Consider the following 25,518-nt stretch of genomic DNA (forward strand, 5'->3'; position numbering starts at 1 on the left):
ATCCGTTAATCCATACCAGTGGCGATGCCGGGCATTATACGGGGCGCCCCGGTGGCGGCCAGCCCCAGCAACAATTACCGACATTTGTAGGAAGAAGACCAATAAAACCTACGAAAATGCCTGTAACGTCACTGGAAAAGTCGCGGCCCTCGGTTAACATGCGCGCCAATTCCTTTCTCTGCAGGCTGTGTCGTGTTTTCTGGCCCTCCTCCTCCGCGCTCGCCCCTGCTACTGGCGCTGCTGTTCAGCCCGCTGATACTGGCGGACGACCTGTTCGTCGACAGCCAGACGCTGCCGCCGGTGCTGACGGCCACGCGGCTGAAGCAGACGCCGGCGGAAGTGCCCGGGAGCATGACCGTGCTCGACAACGAATTGATCAACGCCAGCGGTGCCCGCGATATCAGCGAACTGCTGCGGCTGGTGCCCGGAATGATGGTCGGCAGCATCAACGGCAATCAGCCGGCGGTGAATTACCACGGCACGAATGCCAGCGAAGCTCGGCGCATGCAGGTGTTGATCGATGGCCGCTCGGTGTACCGCGCCGGCCTGGCGACGGTGGACTGGAGCGATATTCCGGTAGCGATGGAAGACATTGACCGGATCGAGGTGTTTCGCGGCCCGAACACGGTCAGCTACGGCGCCAACGCGCTGATGGCGGTGATCAACATCATCACCCGCCACCCGGCCGACAGCCACGGCACGCGCCTGAAAATCACCCGCGGTCAGCGTGGCATCAACGACTTTTATGCCAGCCAGGGCACCGGTTGGGATGGCGGTGATCTGCGCCTGTCGCTGTCCGGCCAGGAAGACGACGGTTTCGACAGCGACCGCAACGGCGCCGATTATCGCGACAGTCGACGCTTGAATCGTCTGAGCCTGGCGGTCAGCCACGACCTCAATGAAGGGCAAAGCCTCGACTGGCAGCTCAACGCCAAGGACGGCAGCAATCAGCGACCTTATACCTATCGCCCGGTGTTCTCGGGGATTACCGACGCCGGGAACAATTCCGACGTGGTGGCCAAGGATTACGCCGGCTCGGTGCGCTGGAACCTCGATATCAACCCCGAACACAGCCTTTATGTACAAGGTTCGGCGCAGCACTGGGATCGCCAGCAAGTCTGGCGCGCCTGCGATGCCGAGGTGTCGTTCAGCCCCGAGCTGGCGCAGCTGTGGCAGCTCAACCCGAATTACACCGAGCGGCTGGCGCGCAACATCAACCAGTTCACCGGCCCCGGCGCCGCGCCCGGCACGCCACAGGAAATGGCGCTGGCCAATCAAGTGCTTGAGCAATGGCGCAACGGCGCCAGCCAGACCCTGTGCGGCGACATCGACCAGAGCGCCCGCGAATCGCGCTACGACTTCGAACTGCAGGACACCCTCAGTCTGTCCGACAGCCTGCGTCTGGTCAGCGGCCTCAACTACCGCTACGACCGCGCCGATTCCGAGACCTATTTCAACGGCACCCTCGACGACACCACCTGGCGCGCCTTCGGTCAACTGGAATGGCGCGCCACCGAGCACTGGCTGCTGCAGGGCGGTGCGATGTTCGAAGACACGCAACTGATCGGCAGTTCGCTGACGCCGCGCTTCGCGGTCAACTACCTGATCAACCCGCGTCACGGCCTGCGTGCGGTGTATTCGGAGGCGATCCGTTCGCCGGACATGTTCGAGAATAACGTCAACTGGAGCTATCAGGTCAGCAACCTGCGGCCCTCGGCGTACGGCCAGTCGTCGGCGCGTTATTTCGTCAAGACCCGTGGCCCCGGCGATCTCGATCAGGAGCACATGCGCTCGCGTGAATTGGGCTACAACGGTTATTTCGCCGAACTCGGTCTGGCGGTGGACGTGAAGCTGTTCTACGACGAAATCACCGGGATGATCAGCGAGCCGCTGCGCAACAACCAATACATCGCCAGCAACGCCAACAGCTCGCGCTTTCGCGGCACCGAAACGCAACTCGACTGGCGCCTCGGCAGCGCCGACCGCTTGCGTTTGACCTACGCCTTCGTCGACGCCGAGGCCAGCAATCCGCTGGACCAGCAGTACACCTCACGCCACAGCGGTTCCGCCGGTTGGCTGCGCAACTGGGGGCATGGCTGGAACAGCGCCCTCTTCTATTACGGCGACAACGCGCTCAACGGCTATCGCTTCGAACGCGTCGACACGCGCATCGCCAAACGTATCGCCATTGGCAAAGCTCAGCTGCAATTGGCCGGGGTGCTGCAACAGCGCCTCGATCATCAGCCGAACACATTCGTCGACAATAATTACGATGAACGCCGGGTGATGTATTTCAGCGCCGAGCTGGAGTTCTAGGATGCGCAACGGCCCGTCACGGAAGACGCCAACCCTTGGCCACTGGCTGGCCGGGCTCTGCCTGTTCTTGACCGCGTGGCTGCACGGTGTCGCGGTGCAGGCGGCGGATATTCTGTTGACCGGCGCCGAGGAAAGCCCCGGCGTGCAAGCTTTTGTTCAGGCACTGAGTGAACTGCGCCCGACTGACAACGTGCGGTTTCAGCCGCTGGCCAGTTTGCCGGCTCCGGGCAAACTGCCGGCCAGCCTGCGCTTGATCCTGCTCGATCTGCCCAGCCTCGACTGGCGCCTGCAGGACTCGCAAGGCCCGTCGACGCTGGTGTTGCGCATCAGTCGCTTGCAGGCACGCCAGCGTTTCGCTGACTCGCACCCGGCGCGCCTGAGCCTGTTGTGGAGCGATCCGCCGCTAAGCCGACAATTGCAACTGATCCGACGGATTCTGCCGCAGGCCCGACGCGTCGGCGTGTTGTTCGATGAGCATGGCGAGTTCCTTCTCGACGAATTGCGTGCGGCTGCGCGGCCGTTGAATCTGGACATCGTCAGCCAGCGCTGGGACAACACCCACGACAGCCGTCCGCTGCAAGCGGTGCTGAAAAACAGCGACGTATTGCTCGGCCTCGACGATCCCGACCTGTACAACTCGCAAACGGCGAAAAACCTTTTGCTCAGCAGCTACTCGCGACAGGTTGCGCTGATCGGCCCCAACATTGCCTTCGTTCGCGCGGGCAGCCTCGCCAGCACGTACAGCGACCAGAGTGACTGGCTGGCGATTCTCGATCATTTGCTCGACCAGCCGACCAGTGCCTGGCCACGAACGCTTTATCCCGCTCGTTTCAAAGTCTCAAGTAATGCGCAGGTGGCTCGTTCCTTAGGCATCGAACCGCTGAATGAAGCATCTGTCGCCAGTGCCTTGGCCGAAGGAGAGCGCCGCCCATGAGTTTTCGTCGCCGTTGGGACATCAACACCCGCACGCAGCTGATCAGCCTCGGGCCGGCGCTGTTGCTGACGTTGCTGTTGATCAGCTTCTTCACCTTCGTGCGCATTCAGGATTTGCGCCAGGAGCTGAACCACACCGGCCAGTTGATCGCCAACCAACTGGCCCCGGCCACCGAATACGGGGTGATCTCCGGCAACAACGAAGTCCTGGAAAGCCTGCTCAAGGCGACACTGGCCACGCCCAATGTGCGCTTTCTCGAAGTGCAGGACAGCGCCAACCGGATTGTGGTGTACGTCGAACAACCGGCCGACAGCCACAGCCGCCCGCATCAGGTCGAAGTATTCCAGGCGCCGGTGCGTTTGCAGCGTATCGCCTTGCACAATGATTTTTTCCAGGACGGCAAGGTCAGCAACAGCGCTGCCGGCGAGGATTATTTGGGGCGGGTCATCGTCGGGCTGTCCAATGACGCCTTCAGTCAGCGCCAGCAGGAGATCCTGTTCAAGGCCGGGATTCTCGCGCTGTTCGCCCTGCTCTTCACCTTTGTCGTGGCGCGGCGCCTGGCCGGCAGCCTGTCGCAGCCGATCCGTGACATTGGCAACGCTGTCAAAGCGATCCAGGAAGGCGACTACAAAACCCCGTTGCCGATTGTCGATGACACTGAATTGGGTGCGCTGTCGCAGCACATCAATAACCTCGCCCAAGCGCTGGAGCAGGCCAGCCGCGAACAGCAGCAGGCGATGGCGCAATTGATCCAGACCCGCGAAGAAGCGGAAAAGGCCAACAACGCCAAGTCGGATTTTCTGGCGATGATGAGCCACGAACTGCGCACGCCCATGAACGGTGTGCTGGGCATGTTGCAGTTGCTTGAAACCACCGAGATGACCGACGAGCAGGCGGAATACGCGGCGCTCGCGTCGGAGTCGACCGAGCATTTGCTCAAGGTCATCAACGACATTCTCGACTTCTCGCGAATCGAGCGTTCGGAGCTGGAGCTTGAGCACATTCCGTTCAACCTCGCCGAGTTGATCGGCGCCTGCGCGCAGTCGTTCCAGCACAGCGCGGTGCAGCGAGGCCTGGCGCTGAATCTGCGCATCCCCGATGACATGCGTGGCTTGCAGGTCCAGGGTGATCCGACGCGGATCCGGCAGATTCTGGTCAACCTGGTCGGCAATGCCTTGAAGTTCACCGAGCAGGGCCGGGTGAGTATCGAGGCGCAATGGCAGTCGCTGGATCATGAACTGCTGTGGTTCACCTGCTCGGTGCGCGACAGCGGCATCGGCATTTCTTCTGAGAGTCTGGAGCTGATGTTCAATGCCTTCCAGCAGGCCGACAGTTCGATCTCCCGTCGTTACGGTGGCACCGGGCTTGGTCTGCCGATCGCGCGGACTTTGGCCGAACGCATGGGCGGCACCTTGCGCGCACAGAGTGAGGAAGGACGCGGTTCGGTATTCACTCTGGAAATTCCATTGGCGCTCTATAAGCAGGCAATGCCAGCGCTGGCCGCGCCGCGCACCCTGAACGGCAGTGGTCAGGGCGAGGGACGCCATGTGTTGCTGGTCGAAGACAATCCGGTCAACCAGACCGTGATCGAAGCGATGCTGCGCAGCCTCGGCTTTGCCGTCAGCGTGGCGACCGATGGCGCGCAAGCGGTGCGCAGTGCCGAGGGTGGCGAATTCGAAGTGATTCTGATGGATTGCCGGCTGCCGATCATCGACGGCTACGAGGCCACGCGGCAGATCCGCGACCTGCCCGGACGCCGCGATGTGCCGATCATCGCGCTGACCGCCAACGCCTTGCAGGGCGATCGCGAAACCTGTCTCGCGGCGGGGATGAACGATTACCTGGCCAAGCCGTTCAAACGCAATGACCTGCAGCAGATTTTGCAGCGCTGGGTGTCGTAGTGTGGGCCTTTCGACCATCTGCGACTGGCGTGAAAAGCGAAAGTGCGGCAGTCTTAGGCACCCGAACGAGCCCCAAAGGGGCTTGATTAAAAATTTCAGTGCACAAGTGTACATTCATGTCCTTGGTGCTGTGACTTTCACCACAACGCAATAGTCTATGAGTAGGCTGCCGGTTCGAGGCATGAACGCCTTGAACGGTCGGGAAGATCTGCCCCACCTGCCGCATGGGATTATTGAGGAGCTCGCATGACCAAACAAAACGCCTTTACTCGGGAAGACCTGCTGCGCTGCAGTCGCGGTGAGCTGTTCGGCCCAGGTAACGCGCAACTGCCCGCCCCGAACATGCTGATGGTGGATCGCATCACCCATATCAGCGAAGAAGGCGGCAAGTACGGCAAAGGTGAATTGGTCGCCGAGCTGGATATCAACCCTGATCTGTGGTTCTTCGCCTGCCATTTCGAAGGCGATCCGGTGATGCCGGGCTGCCTGGGTCTGGACGCCATGTGGCAACTGGTCGGTTTCTTCCTGGGCTGGCAAGGCCTGCCGGGCCGCGGCCGTGCGCTGGGTTCGGGCGAAGTGAAATTCTTCGGCCAGGTGCTGCCGACCGCCAAGAAAGTCACTTACAACATTCATATCAAACGCGTCCTCAAGGGCAAGCTGAACATGGCCATCGCCGATGGTTCGGTCAGTGTCGACGGACGCGAAATCTACACCGCCGAAGGCCTGCGCGTCGGCGTGTTCACCTCCACTGACAACTTCTAAGGGTTATTCGCATGCGCCGCGTCGTTATCACTGGTCTGGGCATCGTTTCGTGCCTGGGCAATGACAAAGAGACCGTCTCCGCTAACCTGCGTGCAAGCCGCCCTGGCATCCGGTTCAACCCGGAATATGCTGAAATGGGTCTGCGTAGCCAGGTTTCCGGCTCCATCGACCTCAACCTTGAAGAGCTGATCGATCGCAAGATCTATCGCTTCGTCGGCCATGCAGCGGCTTACGCCTACCTGGCCATGAAAGACGCGATCACTGACTCCGGTCTGACCGAAGAGCAGGTGTCCAACCCGCGCACCGGTCTGATCGCCGGCTCCGGCGGTGCTTCCACGCTGAACCAGATGGAAGCGCTGGACATCCTCCGCGAGAAAGGCGTGAAGCGCGTTGGCCCGTACCGTGTAACGCGGACCATGAGCAGCACCGTTTCCGCTTGCCTGGCCACACCGTTCAAGATCAAGGGCCTGAACTATTCCATCGCATCTGCCTGCGCCACCAGTGCTCACTGCATCGGTACCGCCATGGAGCAGATCCAGATGGGCAAGCAGGACATCGTCTTCGCCGGTGGTGGTGAAGAAGAGCACTGGAGCCAGTCGTTCCTGTTTGACGCGATGGGCGCCCTGTCCAGCAAGCGCAACGACACCCCGGAACAAGCTTCCCGCGCCTACGACAAGGACCGCGACGGTTTCGTCATCGCTGGCGGCGGCGGCATGGTTGTCGTCGAAGAACTGGAACACGCTCTGGCCCGTGGCGCGAAGATCTACGCCGAGATCGTTGGCTACGGCGCAACGTCCGACGGCTACGACATGGTTGCCCCGAGCGGCGAAGGCGCGATCCGCTGCATGCAGCAGGCGCTGTCCACCGTCGATACCCCGATCGATTACCTGAATACCCACGGCACTTCGACTCCGGTCGGCGACGTCGCGGAGATGAAAGGTGTGCGTGAAGTGTTCGGCGACAAGGCTCCGGCAATCAGCTCGACCAAGAGCTTGTCCGGTCACTCCCTGGGCGCTGCCGGCGTGCACGAAGCGATCTACTGCATGCTGATGATGGAAGGCAACTTCATCGCCGGCTCCGCCAACATCGACGAGCTCGACCCGGAAGTGGCCGATCTGCCGGTGCTGACCAAGACCCGCGAAAACGCCACCATCAACACCGTGATGAGCAACAGCTTCGGCTTCGGCGGCACCAACGCCACGCTGGTGCTGAAGCGCTGGGAAGGCAAATAATTCCCCGCTGCTGAGCCACACATGAAACGCCCCGACTGGTTCGGGGCGTTTTTTTCGTCTGCAGAAAATAGCAGGTACACCGCAAAACCTGTGGGAGCGAGCCTGCTCGCGAATGCGATATTGATCGTTCCCACGCGGAGCGTGGAAACGATCAAAGACAGGGATCCAGAGCGTTCTGGAGATGAAACTTCTGTCATGAAACTTACTGCCCTGCGACCGAATGTCGCGGTTTACGCGGCCTCCAGCTTTGTTGCGAAATCCGCAACAACACCTTGCGCCAATCGGCAGTTTACTTAGCTGACTAACAAATCCTATAACAGAGTCCTGCACATGCCTTGCTGCAGAAACCTGAAAAAATTGGAGCTAGCAGATGACTGTAAAAGTAACTGAACGCGACGATTCACACATGTCCCACGAAGGCCTGGCCGCCGGCATCCGTATCTGGGATGTGCATCAACAAGATTTGCTGGTCGGCATGTTCCACAACGAGATCGATGCCCACAACTACAAGGCCGAACTGGAAGTGCAGGAACAGCAACGAGAACTGAAGTCCGCCTGAGGCAACCACAGCATTGAAAACGACAAGCCCCGCCATGAGCGGGGTTCGTCGTTGTTACAGCCGTGGATTTACCACATCAGATCGTCAGGGATCTGGTACGCCGCGTACGGATCGTCCTCAGCGTTGACCTCTTCGGTCTGCACGTTGAGCTGGACGATGCGCTGCGGGTCGCGCTCCTGGATCTTCAGCGCCGCTTCACGGGGAATCACTTCATAGCCGCCGTTGTGGTGCACGATCGCCAGCGAACCGCTGCTGAGCTTGTTGCGCATCAGCGTGTTGACCGAGATGCGCTTGACCTTCTTGTCGTCGACAAAGTTGTAGTAGTCCTCGGTGGTCAGCTTGGGCAGACGCGAGACTTCAATCAACTGCTTGACCTGCGCGGCGCGGGCCTTGGCCTCGGCCTTCTCCTGCTGCTGACGATTCAGCTCCTGGTCGCGCTTGACCTTCTCGGCCATGGCTTCCTGGGCAGCGCGCTGCTGCGAATCGTCCAGCTCGGCCTGGCCTTTGTGGGCCAGGCGCTGTTGCTTCTGCTTGTCTTTGCTGACCTGTTTGGCCTGCTTTTGGTTGACCAGGCCTGCTTTGAGCAACTGGTCGCGAAGGGAAAGGCTCATCAATGCTTACTCACTTGGGCAACGGCTCAGCCACAGCTGGGCTCATTCTTTTCCTGGCGTTTGGCTTCGCCCCACAGGGCGTCCAACTCTTCGAGGGTGCAATCTTCCATGGGACGGTGGGTGTCGCGCAATGCCTGTTCGATAAAACGGAAACGTCTTTCAAACTTGCCATTGGCGCCGCGCAAGGCGGTTTCCGGATCGACCTTCAGATGCCGGGCCAGATTGACCACGGAAAACAGCAGGTCGCCGATCTCGTCGGCCACGGCTACCGGGTCATTTTCCGACATCGCCTCGAGCACTTCATCGAGCTCTTCGCGCACCTTGTCGAGCACTGGCAAAGCGTCCGGCCAGTCGAAACCGACCTGCCCGGCGCGCTTCTGCAACTTGGCCGAGCGCGACAGTGCCGGCAAGGTGGCCGGCACATCGTCGAGCAGGGACAACTGCTCGGGCGCCGATGCTTTCTCGGCGCGCTCTTCGGCCTTGATCTCTTCCCAGCGCTGCTTGACCTGCTCTTCGCTCAAGCGCGGCACGTCGAGCGGCGCGTAGAGATCGCCAGTGGGGAATACGTGGGGATGACGGCGGATCAGTTTGCGCGTGATGCTGTCGATCACCCCGGCGAATTCGAACCGCCCTTCTTCCTTGGCCAACTGGCTGTAATACACCACCTGAAACAGCAGATCGCCTAACTCGCCCTGCAAATGGTCGAGATCGCCACGCTCGATGGCATCCGCCACTTCATAGGCTTCTTCGAGAGTGTGCGGGACGATAGAGGCGTAGGTCTGCTTGATGTCCCACGGGCAACCGAACTGCGGATCACGCAGACGGGACATCAGGTGGAGCAGGTCTTCGAGTGAATACGTCATTTATCTGTCTCACCACAAAATCCTGTGGGAGCTGGCTTGCCAGCGATTGCATCACCTCGACTCTCCTGAGAGACCGAGTTGTCTGCATCGCTGGCAAGCCAGCTCCCACATGGGATCAGAGTCATCTTCACGGGGTACGGTTACGCCGCGTTTCGATGATGTTCGGCAATTGCGAAATCCGCCCCAGCAGCCGCCCGAGCGCATCCAGACCGGGGATCTCGATGGTCAGCGACATCAGCGCAGTGTTGTCTTCCTTGTTCGAGCGGGTGTTGACCGCCAGCACGTTGATGCGCTCGTTGAGCAGCACCTGCGAGACGTCACGCAGCAGCCCGGAACGATCGTAGGCGCGGATGATGATGTCCACCGGATAGGTGAGCACCGGCACTGGCCCCCAGCTGACCTGAATGATCCGCTCCGGCTCGCGCCCGCCCAGCTGCAGTACCGAGGCGCAGTCCTGACGGTGAATGCTCACGCCACGGCCCTGGGTGATGTAACCGACGATCGCATCGCCCGGCAGCGGCTGGCAGCAGCCGGCCATCTGCGTCATCAGGTTGCCGACGCCCTGGATCTGAATATCGCCGCGCTTGCCCGGTTTGTAACCGGTGGCCTTGCGCGGGATCAGTTCCAGTTGCTCGTTGCCGCGCTCCGGTTCGACCAGTTGCTGCGCAAGGTTGACCAGATGCGCCTGACGCAGGTCGCCGGCGCCGAGGGCAGCGAACATGTCTTCGGCGGTTTTCATGTTGGCCTTTTCGGCCAGCTTGTCGAAATCCACCGCGGGCAGCCCGAGGCGAGTGAGTTCGCGCTCGATCAGGGTTTTACCGGCCGCAACGTTCTGATCACGAGCCTGCAACTTGAACCAGTGAACGATCTTCGCCCGCGCCCGCGAGGTGGTCACGTAACCGAGGTTCGGGTTCAGCCAGTCGCGGCTCGGCGTGCCGTGCTTGCTGGTGATGATCTCGACCTGCTCGCCGGTCTGCAGGCTGTAGTTCAGCGGGACGATACGGCCGTTGATCTTCGCGCCCCGGCAGTTGTGGCCGATTTCGGTGTGCACGCGATAGGCAAAATCCAGCGGCGTTGCGCCTTTCGGCAAGTCGATGGCGTGACCGTCGGGAGTGAAGATGTAGACCCGGTCGGGCTCGATGTCGACGCGCAGTTGTTCGGCCAGACCGCCGATATCACCGAGTTCTTCGTGCCATTCGAGGACCTGACGCAGCCAGGAAATTTTCTCTTCGTAATGGTTCGAGCCGGATTTGACGTCGGTGCCCTTGTAGCGCCAATGCGCGCAGACGCCGAGTTCGGCTTCTTCGTGCATCGAATGGGTACGGATCTGCACCTCGAGGACCTTGCCTTCCGGGCCGATCACCGCCGTGTGCAGCGAGCGGTAGCCGTTCTCTTTCGGGTTGGCGATGTAGTCGTCGAATTCTTTCGGGATGTGCCGCCACAGGGTGTGGACGATACCGAGCGCGGTGTAGCAGTCGCGCATTTCCGGCACTAGCACGCGCACCGCGCGAACGTCGTAGATCTGGCTGAACTCCAGACCCTTGCGCTGCATTTTGCGCCAGATCGAGTAGATGTGTTTGGCCCGGCCGCTGATGTCGGCGTCGACGCCGGTGGCCTGCAGTTCGTCCTTGAGCTGGGTCATCACGTCGCTGATGAAACGCTCGCGATCCAGCCGCCGCTCATGCAGCAACTTGGCGATCTGCTTGTATTGATCGGGTTCGAGATAGCGGAAGGACAAGTCCTCCAGCTCCCATTTGATGTGACCGATGCCGAGGCGATGGGCCAGCGGTGCGTAGATGTCGAAGACTTCGCGAGCAACGCGGTTGCGCTTTTCATCGTCGGCGGTTTTCACCGCACGGATGGCGCAGGTGCGTTCGGCCAGTTTGATCAGCGCAACGCGCACGTCATCGACCATGGCCACAAGCATCTTGCGCAGGTTCTCGACCTGCCCTTGCGTGCCCATGACCATCGACTGCCGTGGGCTGAGGCTGGCGCTGATGGCCGCCATGCGCTGCACGCCGTCGATCAGCTTGGCCACTACCGGACCGAAGCGCTGGCCGACTGCTGCCAGTTCAATCTGGCCCTCACGCACGCCGCGATACAACACGGCGGCGACCAGCGAATCCTGATCGAGCTTGAGGTCGGCGAGGATCTCGGCGATCTCCAGGCCCGTGCTGAAACTGCCGGAGCCTTCGGCCCACAGGTTCTTCTTCGCATTGGACTGCTGTTCGGCCTCGCGGGCGAACTCGCAGGCCTCTTTCAAGGCCTCGCGATCCAGTGCCAGATCGACACTGACCGCGTGATCGAGCCAGGCCTCGAGATTGATACTGCCGTCGGTGTTGATCGGCTGGTGTGCTCTCACCTGTACCATGCTGCTTTACCTTCCCTACGACGCAGATTCAATGCGTCAAATCGCTGATCCTCGGTGTCCGTTCGCGCTCGCGGGGCTCAGGCGAGCGCTGCGCGGACAGATCAGGCGGATTCAGACGAGCCGTCCTGGCTCGCTTCAAATAACGCCATGGCCTCGACATGTGCCGTCTGAGGAAACATATCGAGAATCCCGGCACGTTTTAACCGGTAGCCCTGCTTGATCAATTCCTGCGTGTCGCGCGCCAGCGTGGCCGGGTTGCACGACACATATACCAACCGCCTGGCACCCAGGGTCGCGAGCTTGCGCACCACCTCGAAAGCACCGTCACGCGGTGGGTCCAAGAGTACCGCAGAAAAGCCGTTTCCGATCCACTGGGCATCGGTCAAAGGCTGGGATAAATCGGCTTGAAAAAACTTTGTGTTATGCAAATTGTTACTGACGGCGTTGGCAGCGGCCCGCTCGACCATGGTCTGCACGCCCTCCACCGCCACCACTTCACGGACGCTTTTGGCCAGCGGTAGCGCAAAATTTCCCAACCCGCAAAACAGGTCGAGCACGCGTTCTTCAGCCGTCGGTTTCAGCCAGTCCAGCGCCTGGGCGATCATCGCTTCGTTGACCCCGGCGTTGACCTGAACAAAGTCTCCCGGTCGGTAAGCCAGCTCGAGATTCCACTCTTCAAGGCGATAACCGAGGCTCTGACCGGCCTCGACCGGTTGCGGTTCACCTTCGCCATGCAGCCACAATTGCGCCTCATGAAACTGGCAGAAATCCTTGAGAATCGTCAGATCCGCTTCGGACAACGGCGACATGTGCCGCAGCAATACCGCCAGCGACGAACCACTGAACAACTCGACATGGCCCAGCGCCTGCGGTTTGCTCAGGCGCCGCAGCATCTCCGGCAAACGGGTCATGATCGGTTGCAAGGGTTGTACCAGCACCGGACATTCGCTGATCGCGACGATGTCCTGACTGCCGGCAGCGCGAAAACCCACTTCGAGCTTCTTCGCTTTCATGTCCCAGCGCACGGCGATCCGCGCGCGCCGACGGTAACCGAATTCCGGGCCGGTCAGCGGCGCTGCCCACTCTTCAGGTTCGACACCGGCCACCCGCGACAATTGCTCGGCGAGCATGCGTTGTTTGAGGGCAAGCTGTTCGGTATGGGGCAAGTGCTGAACGCTGCAACCGCCACAGCGGCCGAAGTGTGGGCATGCTGCCGGGCGACGCAATTCGCTGGCAGTGAAGACGCGCTCGGTGCGTGCTTCGACCACTTTGCCGTGGGCGCCGAGCACCCGCGCTTCGACCTCTTCACCGGCGAGGGCGCCGAGGACGAACCAGGTTTTGCCTTCGAAAAACGCGATACCGCGACCGTCATTGGCCAGGCGCTCGATACTCAAGCGCTGCTTTTTGCCGGTCGGGATCTGTGGCGCCTTGCTGCCGCCGGTGGGCTGGAAGCGCAGGCCTCTTTCGTGTTTGGCCATCAGTTGGGCGCGTCGAAAATGCCGGTCGACAGGTAACGGTCGCCACGGTCGCAGATGATCGCGACGATCACCGCGTTTTCAACTTCTTTGGACAAGCGCAGCATCGCCGCCACCGCACCGCCGGAGGACACGCCGCAGAAGATGCCTTCTTCGCGGGCCAGACGCCGGGTGACGTCCTCGGCCTCGCTCTGCGCCATGTCGACGATACGATCGACGCGGTCAGCCTGATAGATCTTCGGCAGGTATTCCTGCGGCCAGCGGCGGATGCCGGGAATGGCCGAGCCTTCCATCGGTTGCAGGCCGACGATCTGCACGCTGTCGCTCTGCTCTTTGAGGTAGCGCGACACGCCCATGATGGTGCCGGTGGTGCCCATCGAACTGACGAAATGGGTGATGCTGCCCTGGGTCTGACGCCAGATTTCCGGGCCGGTGGTGGTGTAGTGCGCTTCGGGGTTGTCGCCATTGGCGAACTGGTCGAGCACCTTGCCACGGCCTTCGGCTTCCATACGCTGGGCCAGATCGCGGGCGCCTTCCATGCCCTCTTCCTGAGTCACCAGGATCAGCTCGGCGCCATACGCGGTCATCGCCGCTTTGCGCTCGGCGCTGGAGTTGTCCGGCATGATCAGGATCATCTTGTAACCCTTGATCGCAGCGGCCATCGCCAGCGCGATACCGGTATTGCCGGAGGTCGCCTCGATCAGCGTATCGCCGGGATTGATCTGCCCGCGCAACTCGGCGCGAGTGATCATCGACAACGCCGGGCGGTCCTTGACCGAACCCGCCGGGTTGTTCCCTTCGAGCTTGAGCAAAAGGGTGTTGCTGGTGGCGCCGGGCAGGCGCTGCAAACGCACCAGCGGCGTGTTGCCGACGCAATCGGCGATGGTTGGGTACTGCAAGGTCATGGCGTATTCGCAATCCAGACGTGCGGGGGCGCCTATCATACCGGCAAACCCGCGCAGGCCATATCACGCAAAGTGCGGTGCTTATGGTTTATGGGAATAAGGGACAACAGTCCAACCAGTGGTGAGACATTTAAGTTCGCCAGACTTCATCTGCAGCGATGCGGATGGCCTCATCGCTGGCAAGCCAGCTCCCACAGAGACCGAGTCTTCACACGATTTGTGTTTGGCAGAAACTCCCTGTGGGAGCTGGCTTGCCAGCGATAGCGCCAGTCGGTGCGACACCATCATCCGCCCGCAAGCGCAAATTCAGTCGCAGCCCCGCCCCGGCATTTTCCGCCCAGAGCATCCCGCCCTGGCGCTGCACAGCGTTGCGGGCAATGCTCAAGCCCAGGCCAAACCCGCCATCCCCCGGCCTCGATCCATCCAATCGAATAAACGGCGAAAAGATCCGCTGCAGATCTTCGTCAGCCACGCCGCCGCCCTGATCCTCCAGCCACAAATGCCAATACTCGCCATCACGCCGTGCATCGAGACGCACAATCCCGCCCTCGGGCGAGTGACGAATGGCATTGCGCAGGATGTTTTCCAGCGCTTGCGCGAGGGTATTGAGGTTGCCGCGCACCCAACACGAAGCTTCGACCGAGCATTGCAATTGCAGGCTCGGCCAGCCGCTTTCATAGCAGGCGTTGTCGGTGAGCATTTCCCACAGCGCCTGAATCTGGATCGCTTCATCCGGCAACGGCGAGCGGTCGGTGTCGAGCCAGGCCAGTTGCAGGGTGTCTTCGACCAGCCGCTGCATGCCGTCGACCTCGCGGCCGATGCGTTCGCGCAATTGCGCCAGGCCCTGTTCGCTTTCACTGGCCACGCGCAGGCGGCTCAGCGGCGTGCGCAGTTCGTGAGACAGGTCGCGCAACAACTGCTGTTGCAGGGCGACTGTGCTTTGCAGGCGCTCGGACATGGAATCGAAGGCCCGCGCCAGCTCACCGAGTTCATCCGGGCGCTGGGTGATGCCGCTCGACAGGCGCACATTCAATTGATCGGCACGCCAGGCATTGGCCTGTTCGCGCAGGTTGTTCAGCGGCACCACCAACAGGCGATACAGACCGACGCAGAGCAACAGAGTGAACAACCCGGGAATTACGCCGTTGGTGATCACCCGCCAGAACACCCGGTATTTGCCTGGCACAAAACGTTCAGGCAGCTCGATGACGAGGATGCCGGCGGCCGGATCCTGAGGGAACGGTACCCTCAGCCAAGGTCGGCCCTTCTTGTGGATCGGCCAGTCGAGGCCGCGCAAAAGGTCAGGTGCTGCACCTCTGCCGCGTTCAACGGCTGGCTGCTCAGCGACTGCAAATCAGCGCCGATCACGCCGACCCAACTGGCCTCGCGCAATTCCATGCTCTGCAACCAGTCATCGACGCCATTGCGCCCGCCGCGCTGCCACGCCTGTTCGGCTTGCGCGGCATAACGGCTGAGGGTGCTGCGCGCGTCACTGGAGAGGAACTGGTTGCGCTCCTCCATGTAGCGACCCCACGACCAGCTCAACCAGATCATCAGCAGACAGAACGCCACCAACAGGCACGCCAGTTTCCAGAACAGCGAATGCCGCCCCGGCAGTTCAGACAGTTTCATCGGCGGCACTCAAAACGTAGCCCTTGCCCCACACCGTACGCACTTCGCGCTCGGTGTAACCGATGGCTTTGAGTTTGCGGCGGATCTGGCTGATGTGCATGTCGAGGCTGCGGTCGTGCGCGGCATAGCCGCGTTGCAATACGTGCTGATAAAGGAAGGCTTTGCTCAGCACTTCTTCGTTGTTGCGGTGCAGGGTTTCCAGCAGACGGAATTCGCTGCGGGTCAGCCCGGCGGCTTGCTGGCGGAAGAACACGTCGCAGTTATCATCGTCGAAACGCAGGGTGCCGCTGACGACCGCAGGGGCGACAGCGGGCGGGCGCCGATCCAGCGCAACCCGGCGCAGGATCGCTTCGATGCGCACATGCAGCTCGGCCATGCTGAACGGCTTGGGCAGATAGTCATCGGCGCCGAGGCGGAAACCGCTGATGCGATCAGCCTCGGCACCCAGCGCCGACATCAGCAACACCGGCGTCGAATGGCTCTGCCGCAATTGCGTCAACAACTGCAGACCATCGAGCCCCGGCAGCAGAATATCCATCAGCACCACGTCGAAAGGCTGGCGCTGGGCGATGTTCAGACCTTCCTGGCCGTTCTGGCACCAGGTCACCTGAAAACCGCTGCGGCCCAGATGCTCGTGCACGTACGCGCCGAGGACCGGATCGTCTTCAATGGAAAGAATGCGTGGCTGGCCAACGGAAACAGGAGTCATGAGTATCTGCAAGTAATTCTCAGTTGGCGGATTATTCAAGATTGTCCGACAGCGGGCAACACAAGCTTGGCCTGTCGGACGAACGAGTGCCTGGGCGGCGCTGCATTTTCCGCAAGATTGCCCGCCTGCAAATCGCTACACTGCGCCCATGTCGCGTGCCGGATGCACGCATGTGTCAACAGATCAGCGGGATGCGGGAGATAGGCGTGCTCAAGAAACTGGGAATCAAAGGTCGCGTGCTGTTGCTGACCTTGTTGCCGACCAGCCTGATGGCGCTGGTGCTGGGTGGCTATTTCACCTGGACGCAGCAGACCGACCTGCAGAGCCAATTGATGCAGCGCGGCGAAATGATCGCCGAGCAACTGGCGCCACTGGTCGCGCCGGCGATGGGCCACGGTGACGCCGACCTGCTTGAACGCATCGCCACCCAGTCCCTTGAACAACCCGACGTGCGCGCGGTGACCTTCCTCGCGGCGGACCGCTCGCCTCTGGCCCACGCCGGCCCGACCATGCTCAATCAGGCACCGAGCGGCGACAGCGCGCTGCTGCAGCGACGCAGCGGCAATGACGCGACGCGCTACCTCATGCCAGTGTTCGGCAAGCACCGCAACCTCGCCGGTGAAATCATTCCCGAAGAATCCGAACGGCTGCTCGGCTGGGTCGAGCTGGAGCTGTCGCACAACGGCATGTTGCTGCGCGGCTATCGCAGCCTGTTCGCCAGCCTGCTGCTGATCGCCGCCGGACTGGCCGGTGCCGCCCTCCTCGCGTTGCGCATGGGCCGCACCATCAATCGTCCGCTGAGCCAGATCAAACAAGCGGTCGCCCAGCTCAAGGACGGTCATCTGGAAACCCGCTTGCCGCCCCTCGGCAGCCAGGAACTGGACGAACTGGCCTCGGGCATCAACCGCATGGCCGGCACCCTGCAGAACGCTCGCGAAGAATTGCAACACAGCGTCGATCAGGCCACCGAAGACGTGCGGCAGAATCTGGAAACCATCGAGATCCAGAACATCGAACTGGACCTGGCGCGCAAAGAGGCGCTGGAAGCCAGCCGGATCAAATCCGAATTTCTCGCCAACATGAGCCACGAGATCCGCACGCCGCTCAACGGCATTCTCGGCTTCACTCACCTGTTGCAGAAAAGCGAACTGACCCCGCGCCAGCTCGACTATCTGGGCACCATCGAAAAGTCCGCCGACAGCCTGTTGGGAATCATCAACGAGATTCTCGACTTCTCGAAAATCGAGGCCGGCAAACTGGTGCTCGATCACATTCCGTTCAATCTCCGTGATCTGTTGCAAGACACCCTGACCATTCTCGCCCCGGCGGCGCACGCCAAGCAGCTCGAACTGGTCAGTCTGGTCTATCGCGATACGCCGCTGTCGCTGGTCGGCGATCCGCTGCGCCTGAAGCAGATCCTCACCAATCTGGTCAGCAACGCGATCAAGTTCACCCGCGAAGGCACTATCGTCGCCCGGGCGATGCTCGAAGAAGAACATGAAGACAGCGTGCAGTTGCGCATCAGCATTCAGGACACGGGCATCGGCCTGTCGAGTCAGGATGTTCGCGCGCTGTTCCAGGCCTTCAGTCAGGCCGACAATTCATTGTCACGTCAGCCCGGCGGCACCGGTCTGGGGCTGGTGATATCCAAACGACTGATAGAACAGATGGGCGGCGAGATCGGCGTCGACAGTACTCCGGGCGAAGGTTCGGAATTCTGGATCAGCCTCAGTCTGCCGAAGACTCGCGACGATGCCGAGGACCTGCCCGCCGCGCCACTGCTCGGGCGCCGCGTGGCGGTGCTGGAAAATCACGAACTGGCGCGTCAGGCCTTGCAGCATCAACTGGAAGACTGCGGCCTCGACGTCACTCCGTTCAACACCCTGGAAAGCCTGAGCAATGGCGTTACCGGCGCGCATCAGACCGATCAGGCGATTGATCTGGCGGTGATCGGCATCACCAGCAACGACATGCTCCCGGAACGCTTGAACCAGCACATCTGGGACCTCGAACACCTCGGCTGCAAAGTGCTGGTGCTGTGCCCGACCACCGAGCAGACGCTGTTCCATTTGTCGGTGCCCAACCCGCACAGCCAGCTTCAAGCCAAACCGGCGTGTACGCGCAAATTGCGCCGGGCCTTGGCCGATCTGGTCAATCCGCGCCAGACCCGCAGCGAACCGGGCGAACCGCTGTCGAGCCGTGCGCCGCGCGTGCTGTGTGTCGACGACAACCCGGCCAATCTGTTGCTGGTGCAAACCCTGCTCGAAGACATGGGCGCCCGCGTACTCGCAGTGGAAAGCGGTTACGCGGCAGTCAAAGCGGTACAGAGCGAATCTTTCGATCTGGTGTTGATGGACGTGCAGATGCCGGGCATGGACGGTCGCCAGACCACCGAAACCATTCGCCAGTGGGAAAGCGAGCGGCATTGCACGCCGCTGCCGATTGTTGCGCTTACTGCCCACGCCATGGCCAACGAAAAACGCGCGCTGCTGCAAAGCGGCATGGACGACTACCTGACCAAACCGATCAGCGAGCGGCAACTGGCACAAGTGGTGTTGAAGTGGACCGGACTGGCCCTGCGCAATCAGGCGCCGGAGCGCAGCGGCGACAGCGCGGCGAGTCAGCAGGAACTGCCAGTGCTTGATCACGAGGAAGGCTTGCGCCTGGCGGCGGGCAAGGCCGATCTGGCGGCGGACATGCTGGCCATGCTGCTGGCCTCGCTGGAAGCCGACCGCGAAGCGATTCGCGCCGCGCGTGACAGTCACGACCAGAATGCTCTGCTCGAACGCGTGCACCGGTTGCACGGCGCAACCCGTTATTGCGGCGTGCCACAACTGCGCGCCGCCTGCCAGCGCAGCGAAACCCTGCTCAAGCAGGACGATCCGAAAGCCGCCGCCGCACTGGATGAACTGGAGCGTTCGATCAATCGACTTGCGGCGCAGGCGCGCATCAGCGCCTGATCCACGGCAAGGCACGGCGCGCGCAAAGCGCTACAGTTGTCGCGGGCCATTGCGGCCCGCGTCGATGTTCCAGGAGGATTCATGCGCACGATCATTTTCAGTAGCCAGACCTACGACCGCGACAGCTTCCTCGCCGCCGACTGCCCGGCCGGGCTTGAACTGCACTTTCAAGCGGCGCGACTGAGCCGCGATACGGCGGCGTTGGCCGAACAGCACGAAGTGGTCTGCGCGTTCATCAATGACGACCTCAGCGCCCCGGTGCTGGAACGCCTTGCTGCTGGTGGCACGCGGCTGATTGCCTTGCGTTCGGCGGGTTACAACCATGTCGACCTGCCGGCGGCGAAACGCCTCGGCCTAGCCGTGGTGCGTGTGCCGGCCTACTCGCCGCACGCCGTGGCCGAACATGCGGTGGCGCTGATCCTCGCCCTCAATCGTCGCTTGCACCGTGCCTACAACCGCACCCGCGAAGGCGATTTCAGCCTGCATGGCCTGACCGGTTTCGATCTGGTTGGCAAGACCGTCGGCATCGTCGGCACCGGGCAGATCGGCGCAACGTTCGCAAAAATCATGCATAGCTTCGGCTGTGATTTGCTGGCTTACGATCCGTATCCCAATCCCGACGTGCTGGCGTTGGGCGCACGTTACCTGAGCCTGCCGGAGTTGCTCGCAGAGTCGCGGATCATCAGCCTGCATTGCCCGCTCAACGAGCAAAGCAAACACCTGATCAATCGCCAGTCATTGGCGCGCATGCAACCGGGGGCGATGCTGATCAATACCGGGCGCGGTGGTCTGGTGGACACGCCGGCGCTGATCGACGCACTGAAGGACGGCCAACTCGGGTATCTGGGGCTGGATGTTTATGAGGAAGAAGCCCAACTGTTTTTCGAGGACCGCTCCGACCTGCCGTTGCAGGACGATGTGCTGGCGCGGCTGCTGACGTTTCCCAACGTGATCATCACCGCGCATCAGGCGTTCCTGACGCGCGAGGCGCTGGGCGCGATCGCCGCGACCACCCTGCACAACATCGCGACCTGGGCGGCGGGGGCGCCGCAGAACCAGGTCGAGGGTTGAAGCGCTTACTTGGACAGCGAAGACGCCAGGATCAGCAAGCCCAGCCAGCCGAAACCGAGCAGGCGCTGCTTGCTGGAGTGGCCGCTGCGCAGCAGGAACCAGACAAAAAACGCTGGTAACAGAAACACCATGATTTTCAGCCAGCCTTCCACCGGACGGCTGCCATCTGCGTTGAGCGGTTGTTGTACCTGGCGTGCCTGTTCCGCAGCCTGCTGACGACGGCGACGCCCTGCTGCCGCCGGCATCACTTTGGGTAAAGGCTCGGACACTGGTGGCGCAACCGCCTCGGGCACAGCCTTGTTGCGAGGCAAGCTGCCGAAGGAAATCGTCGAGATCTGCGCCGCTGCCGCAGTGGATTGCGCCTGCATGGCGGCGTGTTCGGCCATCGGCGCGCCGCAGTGAATGCACACCAGCGCTTCGGAACTGATGCTCCGCTTGCATTCATAACATTCGATCAGCGCCATGTTCCGTTCCTTCAGATTCGGGGGCCGGCAGTTTGCCATGACTGTGCTCTCATTTGAACCGGATCGAAGGTCGCACGCGCGCATCATTCTGCAATCGAGCCCGTGCTAGCATGTCGCGCATATTTGGAGGACCCATGGTCGAACACGATTTCCGCTACACCCTGATGAACCCGCAACACACCCTCACCGAATGCCGCGCCCTGGTTCCGGGCCGCTATCAGGTGACCGGCAACGGTGGCTCGATCCGTATTGGCGATGCCCTGCTGGTCACGCTCAAAGGCAGCAAGGATTTGTCCATGCGCCTGACCGTCGACACCGTCCGCCACCTGATCAACCCGCCAGGCCAATGGACCGCAATGACCACTGGCCCGGTGTTTGGCGAACTGGCGATTCACACCTGGCAGGTCAACTGCGACAGCTGCGCGAAAGAGCTGAGCTTTGAATTTGCCGTGGATGCCAAGCTGGGCAAGACCGCCGAGAAACCCGCCGCCACCGCGCGCATCGCCGAGCTCGGCTGGAAAGCCGTGGGCGACAAGCACCTGTGCCCGAAATGCCAGGAGCCTGCGTGATGAAACGGCTTGCCCTGACCGCACTGATCGGTGTCGGCCTGGTTGGTTGTGCCGCAGAGCCGGTGCAACTGCAGCACAACCGCAGCTACATCCTGGAATGGATCGGCGAGCGGCCACTGATGGATTACAGCCATCTGACTGTGACCCTCGGCGATGACGGCCGCGCTTATGGCAACGGTGGCTGCAACCATTGGTTCGCGCCTTATACGCAGGACGGCGACAAGCTGACCTTTGGCAAGATCGGCAAGACCCGCAAACTCTGCGCCCCGGCGCTGATGGAGCAGGAACAACGGTTCTTGCAGGCGCTGGAAAAAATCGAGCGCTGGGACATTTCGCCGATCGAGCAGGTGCGCTTCTGGCCGGCTGAAGGCAAGCCATTGCGCTGGTGGCTGGAAGAGGGCTGAGCCCCTTCTTTGCCCGCAGGGGACCTGTGGCGAGGGGATTCATCCCCTCGCCACAGGTTACTTGTTCCGCAACGCCTCCAGCTTCGCCATGACCCTGCCGCCGTCTGCTCGCCCAGCAATTGTTCACGCACCTTGCCCTTGTCATCGATGATGAACGTCACCGGCAGCGCTTCACTGCGCGGCAGGTCGAACAGCTCGGCCGGATCCTGCGCCAGCACGGTGAACTTGATGCCGAGTTTTTCACTCGCCTCTTTCAATTCCGCGCCCTGCACGTTGTCGAAGTTGACCCCGAACACCCCGACATTCTTGCTCTTGAGCTCATCAGCCAAATGATTCAGCTCAGGAATTTCCGTGCGGCACGGGCCACACCACTCGGCCCAGTAATTGAGCACCACCCATTGTTTATCCAGACGTTCGGACGCAACCTTCTGGCCGTTCTGGTCGATGCCGTAATCATTGCCGCAGCCCCCAGCATCAACGCCCCGAGAATCGTCAATGCCGCTGCCAATCGCCGTGTCATGTCGTGTTCCTTGTGAAAATTCGAAAGCGCCTGCGACCCATCGCCTCTGACGGTTCTGGATTGCGCGCCGCACAGTTAGAATAGCCGCCACTTTACGCCAGAAGCGACCCGCCATGACCGATCTGACGCTTTATCACAATCCGCGCTGTTCGAAATCCCGCGGCGCGCTGGAACTGCTCGAAGCCCGCGGCTTGACTCCGACTGTCGTGCGCTACCTGGAAACGCCGCTCAGCGCCGCGCAGATCAAGGCCTTGCTCGGCAAACTCGGGATCAGTGCGCGGCAGTTGTTGCGCAGCGGTGAAGAGGAATACAAAACCCTGAACCTGGCGGACGCCAGCCTCAGCGAACAGCACCTGATCGACGCCATCGCTGCGCACCCGAAACTCATGGAGCGGCCGATTCTCGAAGTCGGTGACAAGGCCGTCATCGGTCGCCCGCCGGAAAACGTGCTGGAGTTGTTGCCATGAGCACGCCGTACATTCTGGTTCTCTATTACAGCCGCAACGGTTCGACCAACGAGATGGCCCGGCAAATCGCCCGTGGCATCGAGCAGGCCGGAATGGAAGCGCGTTTGCGCACAGTGCCGGCGATTTCCACCGAATGCGAAGCGGTGGCCGCGGAGATTCCCGATGAGGGCGCGCTCTACGCCAGCCTCGATGATCTGAAAAACTGCGCCGGCCTCGCCTTGGGCAGTCCGACGCGTTTCGGCAACATGGCCGCGCCGCTCAAGTACTTCCTCGACGGCACCAGCAACCTCTGGCTGACTGGCGCGCTGGTCGGCAAACCGGCCGGTGTGTTCACCTCCACCGCCAGCCTGCACGGCGGTCAGGAAACCACGCTGTTGTCGATGATGCTGCCGCTGTTGCATCACGGCATGTTGATCACCGGCCTGCCCTACAGCGAATCGGCCCTGCTCGAAACCGAAGGTGGCGGCACGCCTTACGGCGCCAGCCATCACGCTGGTGCCGACGGCAAGAGTGGCCTGGATCAACACGAAATGGCGCTGTGTCGCGCACTCGGTCTGCGTCTGGCGAAAACCGCGCAGAAACTGGTGAGCTGATGGCGAAGAAGCCGAAAGTTCTGCCCTCGGTGGCGTGGCTTGAGCCACGGGTCAAGGCGATGCGCGTGCTCAGCCTGCTGAGCTTTTTCGCCCTCGCCGGCTTGCTGGCCGCTTATTATCTGCTGTTCGCCGACCTGCATGGCGCGCGGCCGTGGGTGATTCTGCTGGTCGAGCTGATCCCGTGGCTGGTCCTCGCCCCGGCGATGATCATGGGCAGCGCCCGTGGTCATTCGTGGATGTGTTTTGTGGTGAACCTGTATTTCATCAAAGGCGCACTGGCGGCGTACGATCCCAACCGGCAGCTGTTCGGCCTGCTGGAAATGGCCGCGAGCCTGGCGGTGTTCTGCTCGGCGCTGCTGTATGTGCGCTGGCGCTATCAGTTGAATCGCAAATTGGCGGGCGAAGGCGAGATCAGCGTCGCCTGACCAAGCGCTTTCGCGAGCAGGCTCGCTCCCACATGATCGTTCCCACGCTCCGCGTGGGAATGCATCCCGTGACGCTCTGCGTCACAGTGGACGCGGAGCGTCCATGGCGGCATTCCCACGCGGAGCATGGGAACGATCGGATTGACTCAATGGTTGACGGTATAGGCGAGCATCATCGAAATCTGGCTCATCGGCCGGCCGCCGCTCTGTTCGTGCCACTGGTTGAAGGCGTTCTGCACCGTTGCCAGATCACGCTGGCTGGTCGGCACTTTGTCGACGATCTTCTGCGCATTCAGCGCCGCGACCACGTCGTAGCTGGGCACGAACGTGTCCTTGCCGACCATGCGCAAAAAGCGTGGCGCCGACAGCCCGCCGAGTTGGTGGCCGTGTTTCTTCAGGTATGTCCACAGGCCGACGATATCGGTCACCGGCCAGTCGGCGATCAGCGCGCCAAAGCTGCCCTTGTCCTTTTCCACATCAAGAATGAACTGCGCATTGCGCGGCACGCTTTTCAGCTTGCCGAGGTGGCGGATGATCCGCGCGTCCTGCATCAGCCGCTCCAGGTGTTCGGCGCTCATCAGCACGACTTTTTCCGGATCGAACTTGAAGAACACTTCTTCGAACGCCGGCCACTTGGCGTCGACCAGGCTGTGCTTGAGCCCGGCGCGAAAAACCCGCAGGGCCATGGTCGAGAGGTAGCGGTCGTCGCGGATCTTGCGCAGTTGAGCGGGGGTCTTGGGAACGGGCAGATGGGCTTCCAGTTCAGCCGCCGAACCAAAACGGTTCAGACAGTATTCGTGCAGCCACTTGTAATCGCGCATGCCCTCTCCTGAGGTTTGGAAATGAATAACACATGCAGAAGCTGTCCCCTCAACCACAGGGCTCGCTTCTACAGGTTGTGTTTACAGATTGACGACATTGACGAAACGCGAAGCCGCGGTTTCGTCGATCTTCAGGCTGGTGAAGTCGAAAAGGTTGCGGTCGGCCAGTTGCGACGGCACCACGTTCTGCAGGCTGCGGAAAATCGATTCGGTACGGCCCGGAGTCTTGCGGTCCCAGTCCTGGAGCATTTCCTTGACCACCTGGCGTTGCAGGTTTTCCTGTGAGCCGCAGAGGTTGCACGGGATGATCGGGAATTGCTTGAAGTCCGAGTAGGCCTGAATGTCCTTCTCGTTGCAGTACGCCAGCGGACGAATCACCACGTTGCGGCCATCGTCGGCGCGCAGTTTCGGCGGCATCGCTTTCAGGGTGCCGTTGAAGAACATGTTGAGGAAGAACGTTTCGACGATATCGTCGCGGTGGTGACCGAGGGCCATTTTCGTCGCGCCGATTTCGTCAGCGAAGGTGTACAGCGTGCCGCGACGCAGGCGCGAGCACAGCGAGCAGGTGGTCTTGCCTTCCGGCACCAGTTCCTTGACCACCGAGTAAGTGTCCTTCTCGACGATGTGATACTCGATGCCCAGTTCTTTCAGGTAGCCCGGCAGCACGTGCTCGGGAAAGCCCGGCTGTTTCTGGTCCATGTTCACCGCAACGATGTCGAACTTGATCGGTGCAACCTTCTGCAGGTGCATCAGCACGTCGAGCATGGTGTAGCTGTCCTTGCCCCCGGACAGGCAGACCATGACCTTGTCGCCGTCTTCGATCATGTTGAAATCGGCGACCGCTTCGCCGGCCAGGCGGCGCAGGCGCTTTTGCAGTTTGTTCTGGTTGACCGTAAGAGTGCCCATGACGCGAAATCCGTGAGGTGTGACGAAAGGCCGGCATTTTACGCAAAA

At 61.4% G+C, this 25,518-nt stretch carries 22 protein-coding genes and 2 pseudogenes; 13 read left to right on the forward strand and 11 right to left on the reverse strand.

Annotated elements, in window-relative coordinates:
* The first annotated feature begins 192 nt into the window (after positions 1-192).
* The 6 genes from LJU32_24600 to LJU32_24625 all read left to right on the forward strand — a co-directional run bounded on the left by LJU32_24600 (position 193) and on the right by LJU32_24625 (position 7,704).
* Positions 193-2,316, forward strand: coding sequence for a TonB-dependent receptor (locus LJU32_24600; protein ID WKV88533.1), 2,124 nt, complete (start codon positions 193-195; stop codon positions 2,314-2,316).
* Position 2,317: 1 nt separating this feature from the next.
* Positions 2,318-3,250 (forward strand): ABC transporter substrate-binding protein, encoded by a 933-nt coding sequence (locus LJU32_24605; GenBank protein ID WKV88534.1) that lies wholly within the window; start codon positions 2,318-2,320, stop codon positions 3,248-3,250.
* A complete protein-coding gene (locus LJU32_24610; protein ID WKV88535.1) occupies positions 3,247-5,151 on the forward strand; it encodes a response regulator in 1,905 nt (634 codons plus the stop codon). Before LJU32_24605 ends, LJU32_24610 begins: the two co-directional genes overlap by 4 nt.
* Before the next feature lie 246 nt (positions 5,152-5,397).
* Positions 5,398-5,913: a 3-hydroxyacyl-[acyl-carrier-protein] dehydratase FabA gene (gene fabA / locus LJU32_24615; protein ID WKV88536.1), complete on the forward strand. Its 516-nt coding sequence runs from the start codon at positions 5,398-5,400 to the stop codon at positions 5,911-5,913.
* An 11-nt stretch (positions 5,914-5,924) separates the two neighbouring features.
* The gene (gene fabB / locus LJU32_24620; protein WKV88537.1) at positions 5,925-7,145 is read left to right on the forward strand and encodes a beta-ketoacyl-ACP synthase I; all 1,221 of its coding nucleotides are present in this window, start codon (positions 5,925-5,927) and stop codon (positions 7,143-7,145) included.
* A 370-nt stretch (positions 7,146-7,515) separates the two neighbouring features.
* Positions 7,516-7,704 (forward strand): hypothetical protein, encoded by a 189-nt coding sequence (locus LJU32_24625; GenBank protein ID WKV88538.1) that lies wholly within the window; start codon positions 7,516-7,518, stop codon positions 7,702-7,704.
* 68 nt (positions 7,705-7,772) lie between these two features.
* On the opposite strand, the gene LJU32_24630 is transcribed toward LJU32_24625, so the two are convergent.
* The 7 genes and pseudogenes from LJU32_24630 to LJU32_24660 all read right to left on the reverse strand — a co-directional run bounded on the left by LJU32_24630 (position 7,773) and on the right by LJU32_24660 (position 16,270).
* The gene (locus LJU32_24630; protein WKV88539.1) at positions 7,773-8,315 is read right to left on the reverse strand and encodes a DUF2058 domain-containing protein; all 543 of its coding nucleotides are present in this window, start codon (positions 8,313-8,315) and stop codon (positions 7,773-7,775) included.
* A gap of 26 nt (positions 8,316-8,341) precedes the next feature.
* Positions 8,342-9,178, reverse strand: coding sequence for a nucleoside triphosphate pyrophosphohydrolase (gene mazG / locus LJU32_24635; GenBank protein WKV88540.1), 837 nt, complete (start codon positions 9,176-9,178; stop codon positions 8,342-8,344).
* Positions 9,179-9,305: 127 nt separating this feature from the next.
* A complete protein-coding gene (gene relA / locus LJU32_24640) occupies positions 9,306-11,549 on the reverse strand; it encodes a GTP diphosphokinase (protein WKV88541.1) in 2,244 nt (747 codons plus the stop codon).
* 101 nt (positions 11,550-11,650) lie between these two features.
* Entirely contained in the window at positions 11,651-13,027 is a 1,377-nt protein-coding gene (gene rlmD, locus LJU32_24645; GenBank protein ID WKV88542.1) for a 23S rRNA (uracil(1939)-C(5))-methyltransferase RlmD, read from the reverse strand.
* Positions 13,027-13,929: a cysteine synthase CysM gene (gene cysM, locus LJU32_24650; GenBank protein WKV91191.1), complete on the reverse strand. Its 903-nt coding sequence runs from the start codon at positions 13,927-13,929 to the stop codon at positions 13,027-13,029. The genes rlmD and cysM overlap by 1 nt, the downstream gene beginning before the upstream one ends.
* Before the next feature lie 208 nt (positions 13,930-14,137).
* Positions 14,138-15,561, reverse strand: a pseudogene (locus tag LJU32_24655) (sensor histidine kinase).
* The gene (locus LJU32_24660) at positions 15,548-16,270 is read right to left on the reverse strand and encodes a response regulator transcription factor (GenBank protein ID WKV88543.1); all 723 of its coding nucleotides are present in this window, start codon (positions 16,268-16,270) and stop codon (positions 15,548-15,550) included. Before LJU32_24660 ends, LJU32_24655 begins: the two are co-directional and overlap by 14 nt.
* 206 nt (positions 16,271-16,476) lie before the next feature.
* On the opposite strand from LJU32_24660, the gene LJU32_24665 reads away from it, so the two are divergent.
* Both LJU32_24665 and LJU32_24670 read left to right on the forward strand, forming a co-directional pair.
* Positions 16,477-19,230, forward strand: coding sequence for a response regulator (locus LJU32_24665; protein WKV88544.1), 2,754 nt, complete (start codon positions 16,477-16,479; stop codon positions 19,228-19,230).
* A gap of 81 nt (positions 19,231-19,311) precedes the next feature.
* Positions 19,312-20,301: a 2-hydroxyacid dehydrogenase gene (locus LJU32_24670; protein ID WKV88545.1), complete on the forward strand. Its 990-nt coding sequence runs from the start codon at positions 19,312-19,314 to the stop codon at positions 20,299-20,301.
* Between the two features lie 5 nt (positions 20,302-20,306).
* Here the strand turns inward: LJU32_24670 and LJU32_24675 are convergent, their stop codons facing one another.
* A complete protein-coding gene (locus LJU32_24675; GenBank protein WKV88546.1) occupies positions 20,307-20,765 on the reverse strand; it encodes a hypothetical protein in 459 nt (152 codons plus the stop codon).
* 134 nt (positions 20,766-20,899) lie between these two features.
* Here LJU32_24675 and LJU32_24680 point away from each other — a divergent pair, with 134 nt between their 5' ends.
* Together LJU32_24680 and LJU32_24685 are read left to right on the forward strand one after the other, a co-directional pair.
* A complete protein-coding gene (locus tag LJU32_24680; GenBank protein WKV88547.1) occupies positions 20,900-21,334 on the forward strand; it encodes a hypothetical protein in 435 nt (144 codons plus the stop codon).
* On the forward strand, positions 21,334-21,738 hold the full coding sequence (locus LJU32_24685; protein WKV88548.1) for an META domain-containing protein: 405 nt from the start codon (positions 21,334-21,336) through the stop codon (positions 21,736-21,738). The genes LJU32_24680 and LJU32_24685 overlap by 1 nt, the downstream gene beginning before the upstream one ends.
* A 57-nt stretch (positions 21,739-21,795) precedes the next feature.
* Here the strand turns inward: LJU32_24685 and LJU32_24690 are convergent.
* Positions 21,796-22,258, reverse strand: a pseudogene (locus tag LJU32_24690) (TlpA family protein disulfide reductase).
* A 113-nt stretch (positions 22,259-22,371) separates the two neighbouring features.
* Between LJU32_24690 and arsC the strand changes: the two are divergent.
* Genes arsC through LJU32_24705 form a run of 3 tightly spaced genes read left to right on the forward strand, consistent with a single transcriptional unit; the run spans position 22,372 to position 23,743 of the window.
* A complete protein-coding gene (gene arsC, locus LJU32_24695) occupies positions 22,372-22,725 on the forward strand; it encodes an arsenate reductase (glutaredoxin) (protein WKV88549.1) in 354 nt (117 codons plus the stop codon).
* On the forward strand, positions 22,722-23,318 hold the full coding sequence (wrbA, locus tag LJU32_24700; GenBank protein WKV88550.1) for an NAD(P)H:quinone oxidoreductase: 597 nt from the start codon (positions 22,722-22,724) through the stop codon (positions 23,316-23,318). Before arsC ends, wrbA begins: the two co-directional genes overlap by 4 nt.
* The gene (locus LJU32_24705; protein ID WKV88551.1) at positions 23,318-23,743 is read left to right on the forward strand and encodes a DUF2069 domain-containing protein; all 426 of its coding nucleotides are present in this window, start codon (positions 23,318-23,320) and stop codon (positions 23,741-23,743) included. Before wrbA ends, LJU32_24705 begins: the two co-directional genes overlap by 1 nt.
* A 146-nt stretch (positions 23,744-23,889) precedes the next feature.
* Here LJU32_24705 and LJU32_24710 read toward each other — a convergent pair whose 3' ends face one another.
* Together LJU32_24710 and ttcA are read right to left on the reverse strand one after the other, a co-directional pair.
* Positions 23,890-24,564: a DNA-3-methyladenine glycosylase I gene (locus LJU32_24710; protein WKV88552.1), complete on the reverse strand. Its 675-nt coding sequence runs from the start codon at positions 24,562-24,564 to the stop codon at positions 23,890-23,892.
* Between the two features lie 81 nt (positions 24,565-24,645).
* The gene (gene ttcA / locus LJU32_24715) at positions 24,646-25,470 is read right to left on the reverse strand and encodes a tRNA 2-thiocytidine(32) synthetase TtcA (protein WKV88553.1); all 825 of its coding nucleotides are present in this window, start codon (positions 25,468-25,470) and stop codon (positions 24,646-24,648) included.
* Between the last annotated feature and the right edge of the window lie 48 nt (positions 25,471-25,518).

Origin of the sequence: Pseudomonas sp. B21_DOA (assembly GCA_030544685.1) — a bacterium.
In the GTDB taxonomy this organism is placed as follows: Bacteria; Pseudomonadota; Gammaproteobacteria; order Pseudomonadales; family Pseudomonadaceae; genus Aquipseudomonas; species Aquipseudomonas fluorescens_AO.

What these genes read in the sequence shown, in the direction of transcription:
- LJU32_24605 (WKV88534.1), top strand. Translation starts at nt 2,318, where the DNA reads ATGCGCAACGGCCCGTCACGGAAGACGCCAACCCTTGGCCACTGGCTG.
- LJU32_24610 (WKV88535.1), top strand. Translation starts at nt 3,247, where the DNA reads ATGAGTTTTCGTCGCCGTTGGGACATCAACACCCGCACGCAGCTGATC.
- fabA (WKV88536.1), top strand. Translation starts at nt 5,398, where the DNA reads ATGACCAAACAAAACGCCTTTACTCGGGAAGACCTGCTGCGCTGCAGT.
- fabB (WKV88537.1), top strand. Translation starts at nt 5,925, where the DNA reads ATGCGCCGCGTCGTTATCACTGGTCTGGGCATCGTTTCGTGCCTGGGC.
- LJU32_24625 (WKV88538.1), top strand. Translation starts at nt 7,516, where the DNA reads ATGACTGTAAAAGTAACTGAACGCGACGATTCACACATGTCCCACGAA.
- LJU32_24630 (WKV88539.1), bottom strand. Translation starts at nt 8,315, where the DNA reads ATGAGCCTTTCCCTTCGCGACCAGTTGCTCAAAGCAGGCCTGGTCAAC.
- mazG (WKV88540.1), bottom strand. Translation starts at nt 9,178, where the DNA reads ATGACGTATTCACTCGAAGACCTGCTCCACCTGATGTCCCGTCTGCGT.
- relA (WKV88541.1), bottom strand. Translation starts at nt 11,549, where the DNA reads ATGGTACAGGTGAGAGCACACCAGCCGATCAACACCGACGGCAGTATC.
- rlmD (WKV88542.1), bottom strand. Translation starts at nt 13,027, where the DNA reads ATGGCCAAACACGAAAGAGGCCTGCGCTTCCAGCCCACCGGCGGCAGC.
- cysM (WKV91191.1), bottom strand. Translation starts at nt 13,929, where the DNA reads ATGACCTTGCAGTACCCAACCATCGCCGATTGCGTCGGCAACACGCCG.
- LJU32_24660 (WKV88543.1), bottom strand. Translation starts at nt 16,270, where the DNA reads ATGACTCCTGTTTCCGTTGGCCAGCCACGCATTCTTTCCATTGAAGAC.
- LJU32_24670 (WKV88545.1), top strand. Translation starts at nt 19,312, where the DNA reads ATGCGCACGATCATTTTCAGTAGCCAGACCTACGACCGCGACAGCTTC.
- LJU32_24675 (WKV88546.1), bottom strand. Translation starts at nt 20,765, where the DNA reads ATGGCGCTGATCGAATGTTATGAATGCAAGCGGAGCATCAGTTCCGAA.
- LJU32_24680 (WKV88547.1), top strand. Translation starts at nt 20,900, where the DNA reads ATGGTCGAACACGATTTCCGCTACACCCTGATGAACCCGCAACACACC.
- LJU32_24685 (WKV88548.1), top strand. Translation starts at nt 21,334, where the DNA reads ATGAAACGGCTTGCCCTGACCGCACTGATCGGTGTCGGCCTGGTTGGT.
- arsC (WKV88549.1), top strand. Translation starts at nt 22,372, where the DNA reads ATGACCGATCTGACGCTTTATCACAATCCGCGCTGTTCGAAATCCCGC.
- wrbA (WKV88550.1), top strand. Translation starts at nt 22,722, where the DNA reads ATGAGCACGCCGTACATTCTGGTTCTCTATTACAGCCGCAACGGTTCG.
- LJU32_24705 (WKV88551.1), top strand. Translation starts at nt 23,318, where the DNA reads ATGGCGAAGAAGCCGAAAGTTCTGCCCTCGGTGGCGTGGCTTGAGCCA.
- LJU32_24710 (WKV88552.1), bottom strand. Translation starts at nt 24,564, where the DNA reads ATGCGCGATTACAAGTGGCTGCACGAATACTGTCTGAACCGTTTTGGT.
- ttcA (WKV88553.1), bottom strand. Translation starts at nt 25,470, where the DNA reads ATGGGCACTCTTACGGTCAACCAGAACAAACTGCAAAAGCGCCTGCGC.